The organism is Trichocoleus sp. DQ-U1, assembly GCF_039961925.1.
Lineage (GTDB): Bacteria > Cyanobacteriota > Cyanobacteriia > Cyanobacteriales > FACHB-T130 > FACHB-T130.
Map to the genome: position 1 here is coordinate 1 of NZ_JAMPKB010000018.1, position 15,375 is coordinate 15,375.

Annotated in this window: 17 protein-coding genes; 10 read left to right on the forward strand and 7 right to left on the reverse strand. The window is 45.8% G+C overall.

Going from position 1 to position 15,375, the window contains the following annotated elements:
- The first annotated feature begins 235 nt into the window (after positions 1-235).
- Both NDI34_RS09805 and NDI34_RS09810 read left to right on the forward strand, forming a co-directional pair.
- Positions 236-868 (forward strand): AAA family ATPase, encoded by a 633-nt coding sequence (locus tag NDI34_RS09805; protein WP_190414741.1) that lies wholly within the window; start codon positions 236-238, stop codon positions 866-868.
- 5 nt (positions 869-873) lie between these two features.
- Positions 874-1,533, forward strand: coding sequence for a hypothetical protein (locus tag NDI34_RS09810; RefSeq protein WP_190527434.1), 660 nt, complete (start codon positions 874-876; stop codon positions 1,531-1,533).
- 297 nt (positions 1,534-1,830) lie between these two features.
- Here NDI34_RS09810 and NDI34_RS09815 read toward each other — a convergent pair whose 3' ends face one another.
- The gene (locus NDI34_RS09815; protein ID WP_348232558.1) at positions 1,831-2,952 is read right to left on the reverse strand and encodes a site-2 protease family protein; all 1,122 of its coding nucleotides are present in this window, start codon (positions 2,950-2,952) and stop codon (positions 1,831-1,833) included.
- Positions 2,953-3,223: 271 nt separating this feature from the next.
- On the opposite strand from NDI34_RS09815, the gene NDI34_RS09820 reads away from it, so the two are divergent.
- The 4 genes from NDI34_RS09820 to NDI34_RS09835 all read left to right on the forward strand — a co-directional run bounded on the left by NDI34_RS09820 (position 3,224) and on the right by NDI34_RS09835 (position 5,131).
- The gene (locus NDI34_RS09820) at positions 3,224-3,721 is read left to right on the forward strand and encodes a 2TM domain-containing protein (protein WP_190437454.1); all 498 of its coding nucleotides are present in this window, start codon (positions 3,224-3,226) and stop codon (positions 3,719-3,721) included.
- The gene (locus NDI34_RS09825; RefSeq protein WP_348232559.1) at positions 3,709-3,918 is read left to right on the forward strand and encodes a hypothetical protein; all 210 of its coding nucleotides are present in this window, start codon (positions 3,709-3,711) and stop codon (positions 3,916-3,918) included. The genes NDI34_RS09820 and NDI34_RS09825 overlap by 13 nt, the downstream gene beginning before the upstream one ends.
- A gap of 170 nt (positions 3,919-4,088) precedes the next feature.
- The gene (locus tag NDI34_RS09830) at positions 4,089-4,568 is read left to right on the forward strand and encodes a hypothetical protein (protein ID WP_348232560.1); all 480 of its coding nucleotides are present in this window, start codon (positions 4,089-4,091) and stop codon (positions 4,566-4,568) included.
- A gap of 131 nt (positions 4,569-4,699) precedes the next feature.
- Positions 4,700-5,131, forward strand: coding sequence for a hypothetical protein (locus tag NDI34_RS09835; protein ID WP_348232561.1), 432 nt, complete (start codon positions 4,700-4,702; stop codon positions 5,129-5,131).
- 103 nt (positions 5,132-5,234) lie between these two features.
- On the opposite strand, the gene NDI34_RS09840 is transcribed toward NDI34_RS09835, so the two are convergent.
- Both NDI34_RS09840 and NDI34_RS09845 read right to left on the reverse strand, forming a co-directional pair.
- Complete coding sequence (locus tag NDI34_RS09840) at positions 5,235-5,795, reverse strand: DoxX family protein (RefSeq protein WP_348232562.1); 561 nt, start codon at positions 5,793-5,795, stop codon at positions 5,235-5,237.
- 13 nt (positions 5,796-5,808) lie between these two features.
- Positions 5,809-7,017 carry a NupC/NupG family nucleoside CNT transporter gene (locus NDI34_RS09845; RefSeq protein WP_190437462.1) on the reverse strand — a complete coding sequence of 403 codons (1,209 nt, stop codon included), beginning with the start codon at positions 7,015-7,017 and terminating at the stop codon, positions 5,809-5,811.
- 157 nt (positions 7,018-7,174) lie between these two features.
- Between NDI34_RS09845 and NDI34_RS09850 the strand changes: the two genes are divergently transcribed.
- From NDI34_RS09850 to NDI34_RS09865, 4 genes are all read left to right on the forward strand, one after another.
- Positions 7,175-8,005 carry an N-acetylmuramoyl-L-alanine amidase gene (locus NDI34_RS09850; protein ID WP_348232563.1) on the forward strand — a complete coding sequence of 277 codons (831 nt, stop codon included), beginning with the start codon at positions 7,175-7,177 and terminating at the stop codon, positions 8,003-8,005.
- A 443-nt stretch (positions 8,006-8,448) separates the two neighbouring features.
- Positions 8,449-9,261, forward strand: a complete 813-nt coding sequence (locus NDI34_RS09855; protein ID WP_348232564.1) for a hypothetical protein — start codon at positions 8,449-8,451, stop codon at positions 9,259-9,261.
- Positions 9,262-9,276: 15 nt separating this feature from the next.
- The gene (locus NDI34_RS09860) at positions 9,277-10,413 is read left to right on the forward strand and encodes a polymorphic toxin type 47 domain-containing protein (protein ID WP_348232565.1); all 1,137 of its coding nucleotides are present in this window, start codon (positions 9,277-9,279) and stop codon (positions 10,411-10,413) included.
- A 401-nt stretch (positions 10,414-10,814) separates the two neighbouring features.
- Positions 10,815-11,459, forward strand: coding sequence for a molybdenum cofactor guanylyltransferase (locus tag NDI34_RS09865; protein WP_348232566.1), 645 nt, complete (start codon positions 10,815-10,817; stop codon positions 11,457-11,459).
- Positions 11,460-11,500: 41 nt separating this feature from the next.
- Here the strand turns inward: NDI34_RS09865 and NDI34_RS09870 are convergent, their stop codons facing one another.
- From NDI34_RS09870 to NDI34_RS09885, 4 genes are all read right to left on the reverse strand, one after another.
- Positions 11,501-12,148, reverse strand: coding sequence for a hypothetical protein (locus NDI34_RS09870; protein ID WP_348232567.1), 648 nt, complete (start codon positions 12,146-12,148; stop codon positions 11,501-11,503).
- A 293-nt stretch (positions 12,149-12,441) separates the two neighbouring features.
- Entirely contained in the window at positions 12,442-13,614 is a 1,173-nt protein-coding gene (moeB, locus tag NDI34_RS09875; protein ID WP_190534159.1) for a molybdopterin-synthase adenylyltransferase MoeB, read from the reverse strand.
- Between the two features lie 98 nt (positions 13,615-13,712).
- Positions 13,713-14,198, reverse strand: coding sequence for a M67 family metallopeptidase (locus NDI34_RS09880; protein WP_348232604.1), 486 nt, complete (start codon positions 14,196-14,198; stop codon positions 13,713-13,715).
- A 375-nt stretch (positions 14,199-14,573) separates the two neighbouring features.
- Entirely contained in the window at positions 14,574-15,302 is a 729-nt protein-coding gene (locus NDI34_RS09885) for an ABC transporter ATP-binding protein (protein ID WP_190427495.1), read from the reverse strand.
- Positions 15,303-15,375: the final 73 nt, after the last annotated feature.

The following is a 15,375-nucleotide window of genomic DNA, read 5'->3' on the forward strand; positions in this document are numbered from 1 at the left end:
ATTTCTTGGTGAATTTGGTCTGTGGATTAATTGCCTATTGCCATCAGCCTAAGAAGCCCTCTCTCAATATCAATGCGTTTTTCCTCCCTTCGGCTTAACCCGAACTCAGGTTATCCTAGCGATTGATAAGCGATTGACAAAGATTGCGCCAGTCAAGCGCTGCGCTAAGGCACAAAAAACTCCCCTCGATCCCATTAAGCGGTATATTCGGTGGAGTCAGCATCACAAGCGAGCAGTGCCAAGAATAATTGCGATTCTCAACGGAAAGGGAGGAGTCGGTAAAACCACTACAGCAGTCAATCTGGCTGCAACCTTCTCGGAAGAAAAACGGGTTCTTCTGGTCGATGCAGATATTCAGGGTTCGGCGACTTGGTGGGTTGAGCGTAGCGAGAAAGGAATGGGCTTCGATCTCGCTCAAGAGACAGATCCAAAACTTTTAGGTCGTTTACGTAAGATAGAAGGCTACGATTTAGTAGTAGTGGATACGCCTCCAGCATTGCGATCGGAAGCATTAGCGGCGGTAGTAGCGATCGCTGATTATCTGGTTTTACCCACGCCTTGTGCGCCGATGGATCTGGCTGTACTCATTGAGACAGTAAGGGAAACCGTCATGCCAGTTGGAATCGCCCATCGGGTACTTCTGACAAAGGTGGATGCGCGAAGTTTGGGGGAAGCACTGGAGGCTCAAAACACACTTCAAGAGCTAGGAATTCCTGCTTGCCATAGCTTTGTCCGTGCCTACAAAGCCCACGAACGAGCGGCTCTTGAGGGGGTGCCGATTCATCAATGGGCGGGGAAAAAGGCGCGGGAGGCGGAAGCAGACTATCGCCGCGTGGCTAATGAAATACAGCGTGATTGGAGAAACTAAAAATAATGGCTAAAAAACGTATCTCAGACTTACTACACGAAGAAGCACAAAAATCCCCAGATTCAGAAACTGAACCTGTTCTAGAGGCGACCGTTGAGGAAGTTATAGAAGTGGAGGCGGAAATAATAGAGGATTCATCAACAGATACGCCTGATAAAACTCCTGCTAAAAACTCAAATCCAACGAAGGCTGACTTAGAAGCAAGTGTGACAGAGTTAAAAACAGCTCTGGATCAAGCACGCGAAAGGGAAGAAGCTCTACAACAGCAAATTACCAATTTGCAATCCAATTTGGATGAGCAAAAATCTCTGATGGCTGACTTGAAAGGTGTTGTGAAGGAAACCCGTAAAGTGGAAGCTTCTTTACACCAGCAAATTGCCAATTTGCAGGCGGATTTGGATGAGCAAAAAAAATTGCTAAACAAGCATCAAAAAGCTCAAGAGCAAGCCAAACAGTTGAAAGCAGAGCTGGAGCAAGCCAAAAAAGCAGCGATGCAACTTGCAGAAGCGAACTCTAAGCTAATTGAAGAAGCCAATGCTCTACACAAAGCGCCGCAAGCTGCTCAACCACAGAAGCACAAAACATCTGAGCGGGTATCTAACATCTTCTCTGAACCTCCAACCGATGAGCCTGCTGATTTTGCCTCAAAAAGTTGGTTGCTGTAAATACTCTTAGTAAAGAGGGCGAATAGAATTCGCATCTATACAGACTAAACCCACCTATGCGGGTTTCAAAAGTCCGCGTTAGCGTAGCGTGCGCGTTAGCGCATAGGCGGATTTTGTTGAATAGAAGCGAAGCAACGTCTGCCCCCCTTCTTGTTGAAGGGGGGTTGGCGTAGCCGCGATTTCTAATCGCCAGGTATATTTGCAAGATTGGGATGTATAGCAGTAGGGGCGGGTTAATAACCCGCCCCTACATCTAAGCGCACTTGTTAATTAGCTGAATTCAAAATCCGAAATTGATTAAGCAGGATTTGCTTGCGCTCTTCTCTGGAGTAAGTTGAGAATCGAAGCTTTTTCCAGAAGTCCTACTAGCACGCCATTATCACGAATCACGGGTAGTTGAGTGAGTTTTTCTTGTTCTAGCAGTGTCACCACTTCTAGTAAAGATTGATCGGATTTGACGGTTGTAGAGAATTCGACGGGTTTTGTTAGCTGTGCGACTGATATTTCAGTCCACTGGGAGGTTGGGACAGCTTTGAGATCGTCAACTGCAATCGCTCCCACTAATTGTCCTTCCTCATTGGTAACTAAGAACCGCGACGCTTCGTTTTTGCCAATGATGTACTCGTTAACAAACTCTCTTAGGGAAAGCGACTCAGATACAATCGGGCTATCACTCATAACTGCGTCTTCTGCGGTCAAAGCGGCTAGTTGTTCCTGCACTCTAGCAGCCTGGGTTGCTCGACCCGCGTTTTGCAGCAAGAACCAACCGATTAACAAGTTCCAGAAGTTAAGACCGCCGCCTAATAGTAGCGGAACCAGACCAGAAGCGATCGCTATCCAACCAATGACTTGACCGGCGCGACCCGCAAACACGACACCTTTATAAGGATTGCCGGTGATCTTCCAAACCAACGCCTTGAGGATATTCCCACCATCCAGGGGCAAGCCAGGAATCAGGTTAAACAGCGCCAGCACTAAGTTGACGTAAGCCAGCACTCCGAGTATTGCTCCAAACGGCCCGGAAATGCTCGTGGTAAAGCCAATCGCGCTAATTAGACCAAACAGCGCCAAACTGACTAAAGGCCCTGCGATTGCCAGCCAGAATGCTCCTGCTGGGGTCTTTGATTCTTTTTCTAAGCTGGCGAGACCACCAAACAGAAATAAGTTGATAGATTTAACTTCAATTCCCTGCTTGATAGCCACAAAACTGTGTCCCAGTTCGTGCGCCAAGACGGATGCAAACAACAGCAGCGCCGCAATTAATCCCAGTAGCCAGGGTAATCCCCCGCCGAGTCCGGGAAATTGAGCCGCTAGTCCACTGCCATAACTCACCGTCACCCAAGCCAGGACAAAGAACCAGGTTGGATGTACGTTGAAGGGAATTCCGAATAAATTGCCGACGCGAATCGTGCCGTTCATTACGCCACCTCTGCTTTAACATCTGAGAGGCTTAAATTGAACCTCTCTTTCTTGCACCTCTTTATCGTAACGATATGTAACGAGGATTTTAATCTTTCAGCTACCGTACTATCCGTCCGTTAAGGTTCGGTTTTGGAATAGCCTAGTGTGAGGCATTCTTACTTTTGCCTCGGCATAATAGAATCAGTACTGCTCTTGAAAGGCTGACTTCTGCATCACGTCCTTGGGGCAGAAAAGCTCTCCCAACCTCGACGACCGCAGGTGCCTTCCTATGCCCGTCTCCGAAACTCAAATCACCCGCTCTTATAATCAAGAACAGATTCAGCAAATTCTCCAGATAGCGATCGCGCGTCAAACTGACGACACAGAATTTACCCGCGAACAGCTACTGGAAATCGCCTCTGAATTAGAAATCTCTCCAGAGTGCCTTCAGGTGGCAGAACAGCAGTGGCAAGCCAAACAGGGAGAAATCCAAAAGCGGCAGGATTTTAATCTCTACCGACGCACCAAATTACAGAAACAAGCTGGCAAATATACAGTTGTCAATTCGTTTTTGATGCTGCTGAATTTAGTAAATGCCGGTCAGCTTTCTTGGTCTTTATATATCGCCTTATTCTGGGGATTAGCTCTAGGGCTTAATGCTTTGAATACCTTTCAATCGGGAGGCGAAGATTACGAAAAAGCCTTTCAAAAATGGTATCGTCAGTACCAATTGAAACAATCACTGACCACTGTTTGGGATAAGGTTCTCAAAGCTTGGCAGACTTAAAGCATATTCCCCTAGCGAAGAGAAATTTGCGGCTACGCAAAGGAAGGGGGTTGAAAATCAGTCTTGATGAGCGAGAATTTTGTCTAGAGACGTTGTATGCAACCTCTTGGGATTCGGTAATTCATGCTTGGCAGATATGCCAAAGGCGCGATCGCGTACAGCCCTTTGGGCATAAAAACAGCGAAGCGAAGGATTAGCCTCGCGCTGACTTGTCAGTTCTCATTTTCCCCCAGTCAGCATATCTCCTACAGGAACAGCTTTCGTTTGCCTTAAAATAATCCTGTCGGCTTGGTTAAACTAACCAGACTTTTACGGCTAGACAAGTTACGGCTAGACAAGTTCTCTCTGCATTCTCCCTGCATTAGATATGGTTCAGTACACTCTCGCACAAAGCCCAGAAGTCATCCTGACTGTTTCAGGCAAAGATTCAAAAAAAGCCCGTGAGAAAGCGATGGAGCAGCTCATGGAACTCATGGATACAGACAAGCTCCCCACCGATCTCGAAGATGGATTTAGTCCGGAACAACTGATTGAAGTCAAAGAGCTGGAAGCGGATGGGACTAGCGATGAAGACGCCGTAACCCAAGCTGTACAAGTTCTGAGCAACCTTGCCACACTGAAGCTGAAGGTGCAGGAATCACGCGCCGAGGCGCTGAAGGTTCGCGCTCAAGTAGATATCCTGTTTTCAGAAAAGTCGGTGAGTGAAGAGGAAATCGCGCAACTCAAGGACGGTTTTAAGGTTCTCAAAACCTTTGCTCAAGTGAATCTGCGCTACCACGAGGCTCGCTCGAAAGCAGAGCAAGCTCGGAGCGTGTTAGATCAAGCTTTAAAATCTCCTGAAAGTTAATTTCTCTGCTTAGGCGCATCCGCTGCGCGATCGCGTCAGCGAGAATTCAGACTTGAGCAGCGATCGCGCTGTTGAGTTTTTCTCTCATTCGCAGCGCCAAATGCATCTGTAACCACCCAAGAAGATAAGCAATGATTCAATTTGGTAAAACTCCTTCTGATTCCGGAGAAAAAAGCTGGCGAAACCAGCTGGCTCAGTTTGTCAAAGCTAATCAGCAAGAATTGGCAGCATTATCTTGGGGTTTGTGGTTAGAAAATGGAGACACTCAAGGTTATCTAGGGATCGATGTGCAACCAAAGCCGCATTTCGTCTATTGTCCAAAAGAGGCGATAGAAACACTCAATAATAAAGTCGAAAACCAGCTTCAGGAGATGGTAGGAGTTGTGGAGGCTCATAACCCTGAAGTGGAGGTTCTGATCATTGGAATTGGTGAGGGGCAAATAAAGCTAGTTCAGTTTCAACCAGAACCTCGACCTCCCGCTTGCTTTGAGAAAGTCGCCGCAGATGTTAATACATTGCTAGAGCGATTAGAGCAGCAGATGGGCGAGCAGATACAAGGTTAAATCCTAAAAAGCGATCGCGTCAGCGTATGTCTTCTTAGTGTTGCTCGCACACTTGCTAGTGAGGGGAAACGCGATCGCATCTTTCATCAACTCAGCTAGTGAGTTAATCAGAACGCTTAGATACCATCTGCTCGTCCAAACTAATTGGCCCAGAGCCAATATAGTAGACCATGAGCAATCCCCCGATAATTGCTAAGTTTTTCATGAACGCAATCACCTGCATTCGATCGGCAAAATCGGTGTGAAAAATTAGCGTAGCCGGAATCATAAAGATAATTAGCGCGATCGCTCCCCAACGCGCTTTGTAACCAAGCAATATTGATAATCCGCCAGCCAATTCAAGAATAATTGCCGCAACGAGCAACAATGCTGTCAGGGGTAAGCCCTTGCTAGCCATAAACTGCTGCGTGCCACTAAAGCCCGTAATCTTGTCAAAGCCAGACTTTAAAAAAATGGCGGCTAAGAAAGCCCGTGCTATGAGGGGGATGTATTTTTCCATATTGACCTGCGATCGCTTAGCCTTTAACTTACAACAACAGGCGGGCGGGAAGCAAAGAATGGTATAAGCGATCGCATCCACCCACCGCCGATGACATCCTTTGCTGCGACTACCCAAACCGCTCGCTATAGCGAATAACAATAGTGCTTCTAGAAAATTCTTCAACTGAATGCCTTGCTCACAATAATATTCCCGCGATCGCAGCGGTCATAAAACCCGCGAACAAACCGCCTATCATCGCCCTGACACCCATTCTCGCTAAATCTTTTTGACGGTTCGGTGCCATCCCGCCAATCCCGCCGATTGTGATTCCAATCGAGCCAATATTGGCAAAGTTGCACAAAGCGTAGGTTGAGATAATTACCGCCCGTTCGGATATCGCCTTCTGCTCAATCAGCGTCTTCAGATCCAGATAGGCGATAAAATCATTCAAAATCGTCTTTTTTCCTAACAACACCCCCACCTGAGCGCAGTCAGCCCAAGGCACTCCGAGCAGCCACGCAACGGGAGCCATTACAAAAGACAACATCCACTCCAAGGACAGCAAAGGCACGCCAAGAAGCCCCCCCAACCATCCCAGGAGCGCATTAACGAAAGCCAGTAACCCCAAAAAGGCAATAATCATCGCCGCGACATTCACTGCCAGTTTCGTCCCGTCAATCGCTCCCCCAGCCGCGGCATCAATCGCATTCACAAAGGTACTCTCCACCTCTATCCCTGCCTTGCCAACCGTCTTGGGGACTTCCGTTTCTGGATAAAGCAATTTTGAGGCAACCAGCGAAGTCGGGGCAGTCATGAAGAAAGCGGCAATCAGATGTGCCGGTGGAATCCCAAAGGAGAGATATGCCCCTAATACGCCACCCGCAATTGTCCCAAAGCCCGCTGTCATTACTGCATGAAGTTCTGATTGCGTCATCGTCGCCACATAAGGCTTCACCAGTAACGGTGACTCAGTTGGCCCTAAAAAGACGTTCCCCGCACACGATAAAGACTCAGCCCCTGATGTTCCCATCGTCTTCATCATGACCCACGCCATCCCATTCACCACTCGCTGCACAATGCCGTAGTGGTATAGCACCGTGATGAAGGAAGAAAAAAAGATAATCGTCGGCAGCACTTTAAAAGCAAAAAAGTGTTCGACAAAGTTATCTCCAAAGACAAATTTGGCACCCACATCAGAGAATTCTAAAAAGCGGCTAACGACATCGCCGAGAAACTTAAATACAGCTAAACCGCCGGGAGTTTTCAGAATCAGCAGTGCAAAAATAAACTCTAACCCAAGCCCCCAAAATACCGGACGCCAACGCACAGCACGCCGGTTCACTGAGAAGGCATAAGATAATCCCACAAAAACAGCCAACCCCAGTGCTGAAATCAACCGCTCCATCGACTCTCTCAGGGCTAAGTTACAATACGGCGTATCATAGCCTGGATGTGTGGGCAAGAAAGTATCAGCTGAGCCTGCGGATTCTATCTTTGTGGGGATGGATCGGAATGAATTACGACAACATTCAAGGCGATTAAAATTTTGGAGAGATCGTAAAATGGTACGAATTTTTCTTTCCGCTGGACATGGTGCGGGCGATCCGGGCGCACAATCTGGAGGCACTACAGAAGACAGAGAAATGCGGCTTACCCGCGATGCTGCGGTTAAGGAAATGCGATCGCGCGGTTTAGAGGTTTCCTCGGTTCCCGATTCCCTGAGTTTGAAGGAAACGATTACTTGGATCAACGCCTACTCCCGCCGTGGCGACGTCGCTTTAGAAATTCACGCCGATTCCGTCGGGAACACCAATATCCGGGGTGCCAGCGCCTTCTATACTGATGGCAACGAGCAACGCGAAACCGATGCCCAGTTGCTGCTGCAATCCTTACTGAAGGCAGTTCCCAGTTTGCCGTCTCGTGGCGTTAAACCGGATACCGCCACGGGTGTCGGGAGTTTAGGTTTCTGCCGTCAAGTGGATATTCCCTCGATTCTGATGGAGTTGGGGTTTGTTACCAATCCAAGCGATCGCACTTTATTTCAAACGAAGCGCCTAGACTTCGCTCGTGGATTGGCGGACGGTCTAGAAGCATGGAGTCGGAAGGAAGGTCAGAGGCAGGGCTTAACGCCTCCCCCTCCTCCTAGCTACCCGGTTATTAGTGTCAAAATCAATACCCAGCTATATCAAAATCAGGGAATTTTGGTGAATGGGAATGCTTGTATTCCGGTTGTTTTCCTAAAATCTTTAGGAATCGATCCAAGTAAAATCGAAGACTTCCGCACCACTACTCACCGGAATCTCGAATATATCAAAGCGGTAGATTTGCAGCCCTTTAGAGTATCTGTTAAATGGGACAATCCAACCCGCACAGTCATTTTAACTAAGCAGTAAATGAGTTGTGTTAGCAATAGCGGCGTGCAGCAAACTTTGAGTTTTAAGTTTTGAATATAAGAGTAACTTAAAACTCAATTTTCTCGCTTTAGCTTTAGGGCTTACGGATTTGCCATTTGAAAAAATATAAAGTCTAAGTAAACCTAGAAGCTAGGATGCGATTGCTAGCTTGAAGAGACTGGTTGAGAGCGATTATAACTCTGCCGTCTCTAACTAAGGAATAAGGCTAGTAAAACTATGCCTTACTCTGTAACGTTTTGAGCTATTTTTTCGGCAATTTTTCCGCTTGATCGCTACAAAATCAGACCCGTTCGCAGACTTCCTCTAGACAATAGGCTGAATAAGAGTTTTAATGGAAGGATTCCCACTCCTATGAAAACTAATTGAATAGGAACTTATATCTCTTACAAGTCCTGAAGTAAGTCCACTAATTAAACGTTAAAATGCCTATACACTTTCCCAACCCACCTAAAATATTTCAAGTTGAACCACAAGTACAACACATTATTGTCGAAATTCCAACTACGAAAATATCCAGTGTTACTGACCTATTTGGGCAAGGGAAACAGCTAGACATAAAGAACCAGAGTAAAAGCTTATCCCTACCCTCGCAAGAAACTATTATTCGCCGAGCTGAAGCGATCAAAGGCAGATATGGTTTTGATATTACAATAACATACAGTTATGACTTATATCAAAGTAATTGTGCTTACAGAAATCTGATCAACAAGTTAGAAAGTCCTGGTATTTATACTAGCTATGGTAATGCAAAAAGTGGTACTGACAAAAAGGTTTTGGCTTCTATAAGCCCATTCAATGCAAAGCCAATTATTTATATACCTCTACAAATTCTTAGTCAAACTAATGTTTTGTCAGCTATGCGTCAAAACAATCCAAAAGTTATGGACTACCTAGACGAGCTGCGGGACAATAACCTTAATGATGAAGAAATGCTAATCATGTTTAGGTATATTAAAAACATATTAGATAGCGATCGTAGAGTGCTTATATATTTGCCATCAGCTAAATACAAAGGCGGACTACTTAGTATGTCTGGGGATGATATTCAGTTTTTAAGAGAAAAAATTAGAAAATATATTAATACTTTTATAACTAGCCCTATCCAACGAGATATGATTGGTTTTACTATTGAAATAGGGGATAAAGCTTTACTTAGAGACAATGATTTAGAACCAGTTTCTCGTGAAAATGGAATAATAATAGTATCTCCTGCTTATTTTAAAGAATCTAGATAATAAACTTGCAAGAATATGTTTAATTTATTTCGCTCCAAACGGACATCCTTTCATTCTGGAAAAAGATTTATCACTACCAGTATTACTACAACTGTATGGATAGTTATAAACTTCTGCGGTTTGCCAATACAGGCTCAAAGCGATTATGAGGGATTAGGTAGACGTGGAACCCGTATTTGGGGAGAACGAGCTTGTGACATCAGTGGTCTAAATAGCCAAGAAGAGATAACTGAATTCTTAGAGCATTGTGCCCCCAAATACACTCCAGAAGAGCAAGCTTATGTAGATATGCAGACGGAAGCTGCAATCGGTGCCCTTGTCATGTTCTTTTTTGATTTAGGTATTTTCCGAAAACCATCGCCATCTGTTGTTAGAAGAGTTACTAACTATATTGACGAAGGCGTTTCTACTACTGGCACATATCGAGGAAACACTGGAACTAGAACAATTGTTGTTCAAAGAAGGAATGGTAAAATTGCTATTAGAGATATTAATACTGGCGAGACCCGTATAGTAAACAGCCGCACAGGTCAGCTTGTAGATGATGTAGATGATACTATTGCCAACCGCAGGCAGAACAACAGAAGTAACACTACCACTGAAGAACCCTGCCTCTCCTATGCTCCTACCTATACTTCTAAAACTCTAATTACCAAGCTCTACTCTCAGTTAAGTATAAAAAGTGCCCAAGTCCCTTGCAGAAACGGAAATTCTCGACAGGCTACACAAGAAAGAGACCCGCTTGATGGTCAGCGGAAATCTAAGTACCAACTGACACCCGATGATCTTGACTGGCGAGGTCAGGCTAAAACCACATCAGAAGCTTATCAACTTTACAATAAGGCTCTTAAAGAGGCATTTAAGAGAACAGGCGTTGACGAGAAAGAATTTAGAGTAACTAAATGGGCTGAAGATGGTAACGGTACAACGTGGCGTGTTGAATGGAAAGCAGGCGAAGGTGCGGCGGAAGCGGAAGTAAGCGTTGATTATTACCCCCCCCCCCCTTACGATGCGATTGATGCTGATGGACCCAATGTTTCACACGTTGGTTGGAAGGCTCCTGGGAAGATAAAGCGAGGGGCTAAGCACGGTCATATTCTTCTGGATTTTGTACCTGCTGGAAGACCTCCGATAAATCGATCTTCTTTTTAGAAATCACACAAAGAGGTCTAAAAGACATCTACTTGCGGTTGGTATTTACTTCTCTAGTGTCGCCGCTATTTCCGCTCCAAGTCCTTAGAGATACTCTTAAACAGTGCCAAAGCTGCCCCCAAGTATTCGGCAGTCTGCTGGGCAAAAATGTCTGGGCTTGCTAGATTGTCTGAGTCCTCCAAAGTCTCGTCCCGGAGTCAGAGGATGGCTTTATCCAGTCGTTGCTCTAATTTCTTATACTTGAAGGCTCCGAAACATTGTGTTTTTTGCCTTTAGTGGTGATTCTCTGGATTGAAGCAGCGAATGAAGTTCTCGTAAGCAAGCAATTCTGGCTTCAAGGTTTACCTAAATTTCATATTTTGCTCAAACTACTAATATGTAAGTCACGATCTTTACTGAAGATGCCTAATTCCCAGGCTGTATCGCTGACAGCAATTGTTTTGGCAGGTGGAAAAAGCTCTCGCATGGGGCGGGATAAAGCCTTAATTTCTGTTAACGGCGTTCCCCTGATTCGGCGGGTTTGTGAAGTTGCCCAAGCGTGTGCTTCAAAAGTGTATGTGGTAACGCCGTGGATTGAACGATACCAAGATATTGTACCCAGCAGATGTAAATTAATTCGAGAAGTAGGGGCGGGCGAATCCCAGCCTTTTTCTAAAGACGAGAAACCACACGGGCCACTGATTGGCTTTGCCCAAGGACTGGCGCAAGTGCAAACAGAATGGGTGCTGTTACTTGCCTGCGATTTGCCAAATTTAAAAGAGGAATTTTTGCTCAATTGGGTACAGCATTTACTAAAGGTGCCAGAAGATTGTATTGCGTTTCTTCCCCGACATCCCAAAGGCTGGGAACCGTTATGCGGTTTTTATCGCCGTCGCTGTTTGCCTAGCTTAACTGAATTCATTAATAAAGGGGGCAGATCCTTTCAGCAATGGTTGTCTCAACATCCCGTACAAGAACTGCCCCTAACCGAGCGATCGCTCTTATTTAATTGCAACACACCGGCTGACTTGGAACAGGTAATTGGTAATAAGCGGTTTGAGTTGTAGAGACTTCAAACGTTTGACCCATTAGCCATTACCCTTACCATTTAAGGATTAACCGGCGTAGCAGGAACAACGGGTTCTGCTTCCAAATTTGGCAAAGGTGCTAACTGAGGTAGAGGTTCCGCTGGCGGCGTAAAGTCAGGCGTCGGCTTTCGGGGTGGCGGCGGTGCAAAAGTGGGGGATAAGTTGCGGGGCAAATTATCTGCTGAAATGCAAGTATCCAGCGCTTTGGTGGCAGAAATCTCCAACTGGCGATTCAAACCGACAACGCATTCAGCAAAGCGGATTGGTAGGAGGCTACGACGGCAGGATTCGAGTACCTCAAGCAATGGCGGGTTTTTGGTATCTTGGGAAATATTAATCACGCACCTGCCTAACTCGATGGGACGTCGCACCCTGAGACAGGCAGCTAGAGCATCTTGTGAGGCAATCTGAGTTTCTCGGTTAATATTAAACACGCAAGCGGATAAATCTGTGGGTTTGAGGGCATCCGAACAGCTAGAGGCAGAGAGTTCTGTAGAGATACCAACCGCCCTTAATTCGGCAGCGCAGTATTGAAAAGGGCTGAAATGGGTGGCGGTGGCAGGAACGGTCTCAACAGCGATCGCAAATAATCCTGCGGTAAAGGCTAGCCCAGTCGTGGATAATCGTCGAGAACGAGACAAGGCTCGTTCGCTACTTTTGTTTTGCATGATAGTTCTACATAAGTAGGTCACAAGCTATCCTACTTGGACATTGGTAGCAGTTTGCACCTTTGCACTCAGTCTAATGTTATCGGCTGCAACTAAAAATGGGCTTGGGGAAGCGAACCGACAGGTCGGCGCTTTGCTATCGCACTCCAAAAGCGAATAACAATCGAACCCCACATCTGCACCCAAGAAGTTAGCAAGTTAAAATCTAGAATCAAATCTAGAAAAATAGAGACGTTCTCACAGAACGCCTCTATTAAAGGTTACTAAATTCAAAGCTGTAACCTTAAACCTTTTTAGTATTCAGGCACCGAAGGGTCAATTTCTCGACTCCAAGCGGTAATTCCGCCTTTGACGTTGGTGCCTTCTATTCCAGCTTGTTTCAAAATACCCAGCGCCTTCGCCGAACGTCCACCCATCTTACAGTGGGCAATCAAGCGATGACCGTTGAGCAATTCCTTCACTTGGGCGACACCCGCACCATTTTCAATATCTGGTAACGGAACCAAAACGGAACCCGGAATTTTAGCAATTTCGTACTCGTTAGGATTGCGAACATCAAGCAGGACAAAATCATTTGCCCCGCTATCGAGCAAGTCCTTCAATTCCCGAACCGTCATTTCTGACATTTCCATCTGCTGTTTTGCCTCTTCCGCTTTTGCTTGTGGAATACCGCAGAATTCTTCGTAATCAATTAATTTGTCAATGACTGGTCTTTCCGGGTTCGGACGCAGTTTCAGTTCCCGGAACTTCATTTGCAAGGCGTCATACAGCAACAACCGCCCACTCAGGGTATTCCCCTGACCTAAGATGATTTTGATCGCTTCAGTTGCCTGGATGGTGCCAATCACGCCGCACAGAACGCCGAGAACGCCTCCTTCAGCACAAGAAGGAACTAATCCGGGTGGTGGCGGTTCCGGATAGAGGTCGCGGTAATTGGGACCCCCTTCGTAGTTAAATACCGTTGCTTGACCTTCAAAAAAGAGGATAGAGGCGTAGACGTTGGGCTTGTTTAACAGCACGCAAGCATCATTAACGAGATAACGTGTGGGGAAGTTATCGGTGCCATCTACGACAACATCGTAGGGTTCAAGGATTTGCAGGGCGTTCTCTGAACTCAGGCGGGTTTCGTACAAATCAACTTGGCAATCAGGATTAATTTCTAAAATCCGGTTTTTTGCCGATTCAATTTTGGGTTTCCCTACCCAAGAGGTGCCGTGAATGACTTGCCGTTGTAAGTTGGAACTATCAACGACATCAAAATCCACAATTCCGATGCGTCCGATACCAGCAGCTGCGAGATACAGCAGCAGGGGCGAACCCAGTCCACCTGTACCAACACACAGGACACTGGCGGCTTTGAGGCGTTTTTGTCCTTCCAGTCCAACTTTGGGCAGGATTAGGTGGCGAGAGTAGCGTTCGTATTCTTCTTTGGAAAGCTGGATTTCATCCAGATTGGGATTGAGCATGGCCTTTTAGTGAGGGCAGACAGAGTTAACAGCCTATCAAAAATACAATAGTCTTTGTATCCTTGGGTCTTAATCGTTTTTAAAATTAAGTTATTAATCTAGGTTGTTTCAACAATTATCATTTCTTCAGGCTGGAACTGGTGGGCGTCGTCGAGACTCCAGTTGCGGAGATCGCCAGCTTTACCTTGTTGAACAGAGACAATAATATACGAGTACACTGACCACGCACACGCTCGATCGAATTCAGAAGGAATTGCTGGATGGTCGGGATGGGAGTGGTAAATTCCAATGATATCAAGTTGGCGATCGCGTCCCAGCTTTTGTACTTTTAGCATATCTTTGGGAGCGATCGCGTATCTGTCTCGCTTATCTGAACCCAGTTTGGCGAAACCTTCAATTTCTTGAAATGCTTCTACTGCTTCTGCATTCCAGCGATTCTCGGTTGGCATGACTTCCACTACGGTTTTGCCATCTTCCGCCAGTTTACCCAGCAGCAAACCGCAGCACTCTTCGGGATAGGTGCTTTCGGCATGGGTGCGGATGGCTTGCAAATGCTGAGGGTGGAGTTTTAATACTGCCAAGATGCCAAATCATCCTGCGCGAGACGTGGAACTATTGTATGCCACAGATGTCTCTCGTTTTGATTGTCTGACTATCTGCTTTTCTTTCACAACAGCCTTGCTTCTATAGGAATTTTGAAGAAAATCTTCTCTCTTCTCGCTGCTGCCTTGTCTATCAATTCGTTGAGATTGAAACGACAAATTTTATCGGGAATTCAATCAAAAATATTTTTAATTTCCGGAGGGTTGCTGTAAAATTCCAGAAGTTAATTGTATTGTTCTAAATTTCAGCAATATATATGGGCGCATAGATTCCAATTATAAAAAATATAGTACCAAAGCGAACAATATTTGTATAGTGCCAATTTCTTTAATTTTTAGCAGCGATCGCTCAATGCGTCAGTGAGCTTTACCTGCGCCCAGATACAGTTCTCCTACCTTCGGATCGTTCAAGAGTTCGGAGCCGGGACCTGTGAAGCGATCGCGTCCTGTATCCAGCACATAACCCCGGTGTGCCATGCCTAAAGCTTTCCGGGCATTTTGTTCCACCAGGACAATTGCTTTGCCCGTTTGATTAATTGCTTGAATCTGCTCAAAAACGTTATTGACCAATAAGGGAGACAGCGCCGCCGAAGGTTCATCCAGCAGCAACAGAGTAGGTTCCAACATCAAAGCTTTTCCCATCGCCAGCATCTGCCGTTCTCCCCCAGAAAGAGTTCCAGCCCGCTGATGCCGCCGTTGAGCCAGAACCGGAAAGGTGGCAAAGATATGATCTTTGAGCGGTTGCAAAGGGACATTGCGAATAAACGCGCCCATCTCCAGATTCTCTTCCACCGTCAGCGATGGGAACACATTCGAGATTTGGGGCACGTAGCACATTCCCCGCCGAACAATTTGATCCGACTTTAAGCCAGCAATATTTTCGCCTTTGAAAGTAATTTTGCCTTTATGAGGGCTTAAAAGTCCAAAAATAGTCTTTGCTAATGTTGATTTTCCGGCACCATTAGGGCCAATTACGGCAACTAATTCACCTGGATATATCTTGAAATTCACCCCTTGAAGGATATCCAAATCTTTGACATATCCCGCCCAAACATCTTCAACTTCTAATAAAGGTTCATTCGTCATTCGTTCTTATCTATTATTTAATATTTATTTTTTATGGTTCATGATGTATTGCAATTCCTGCATCAACCATGAA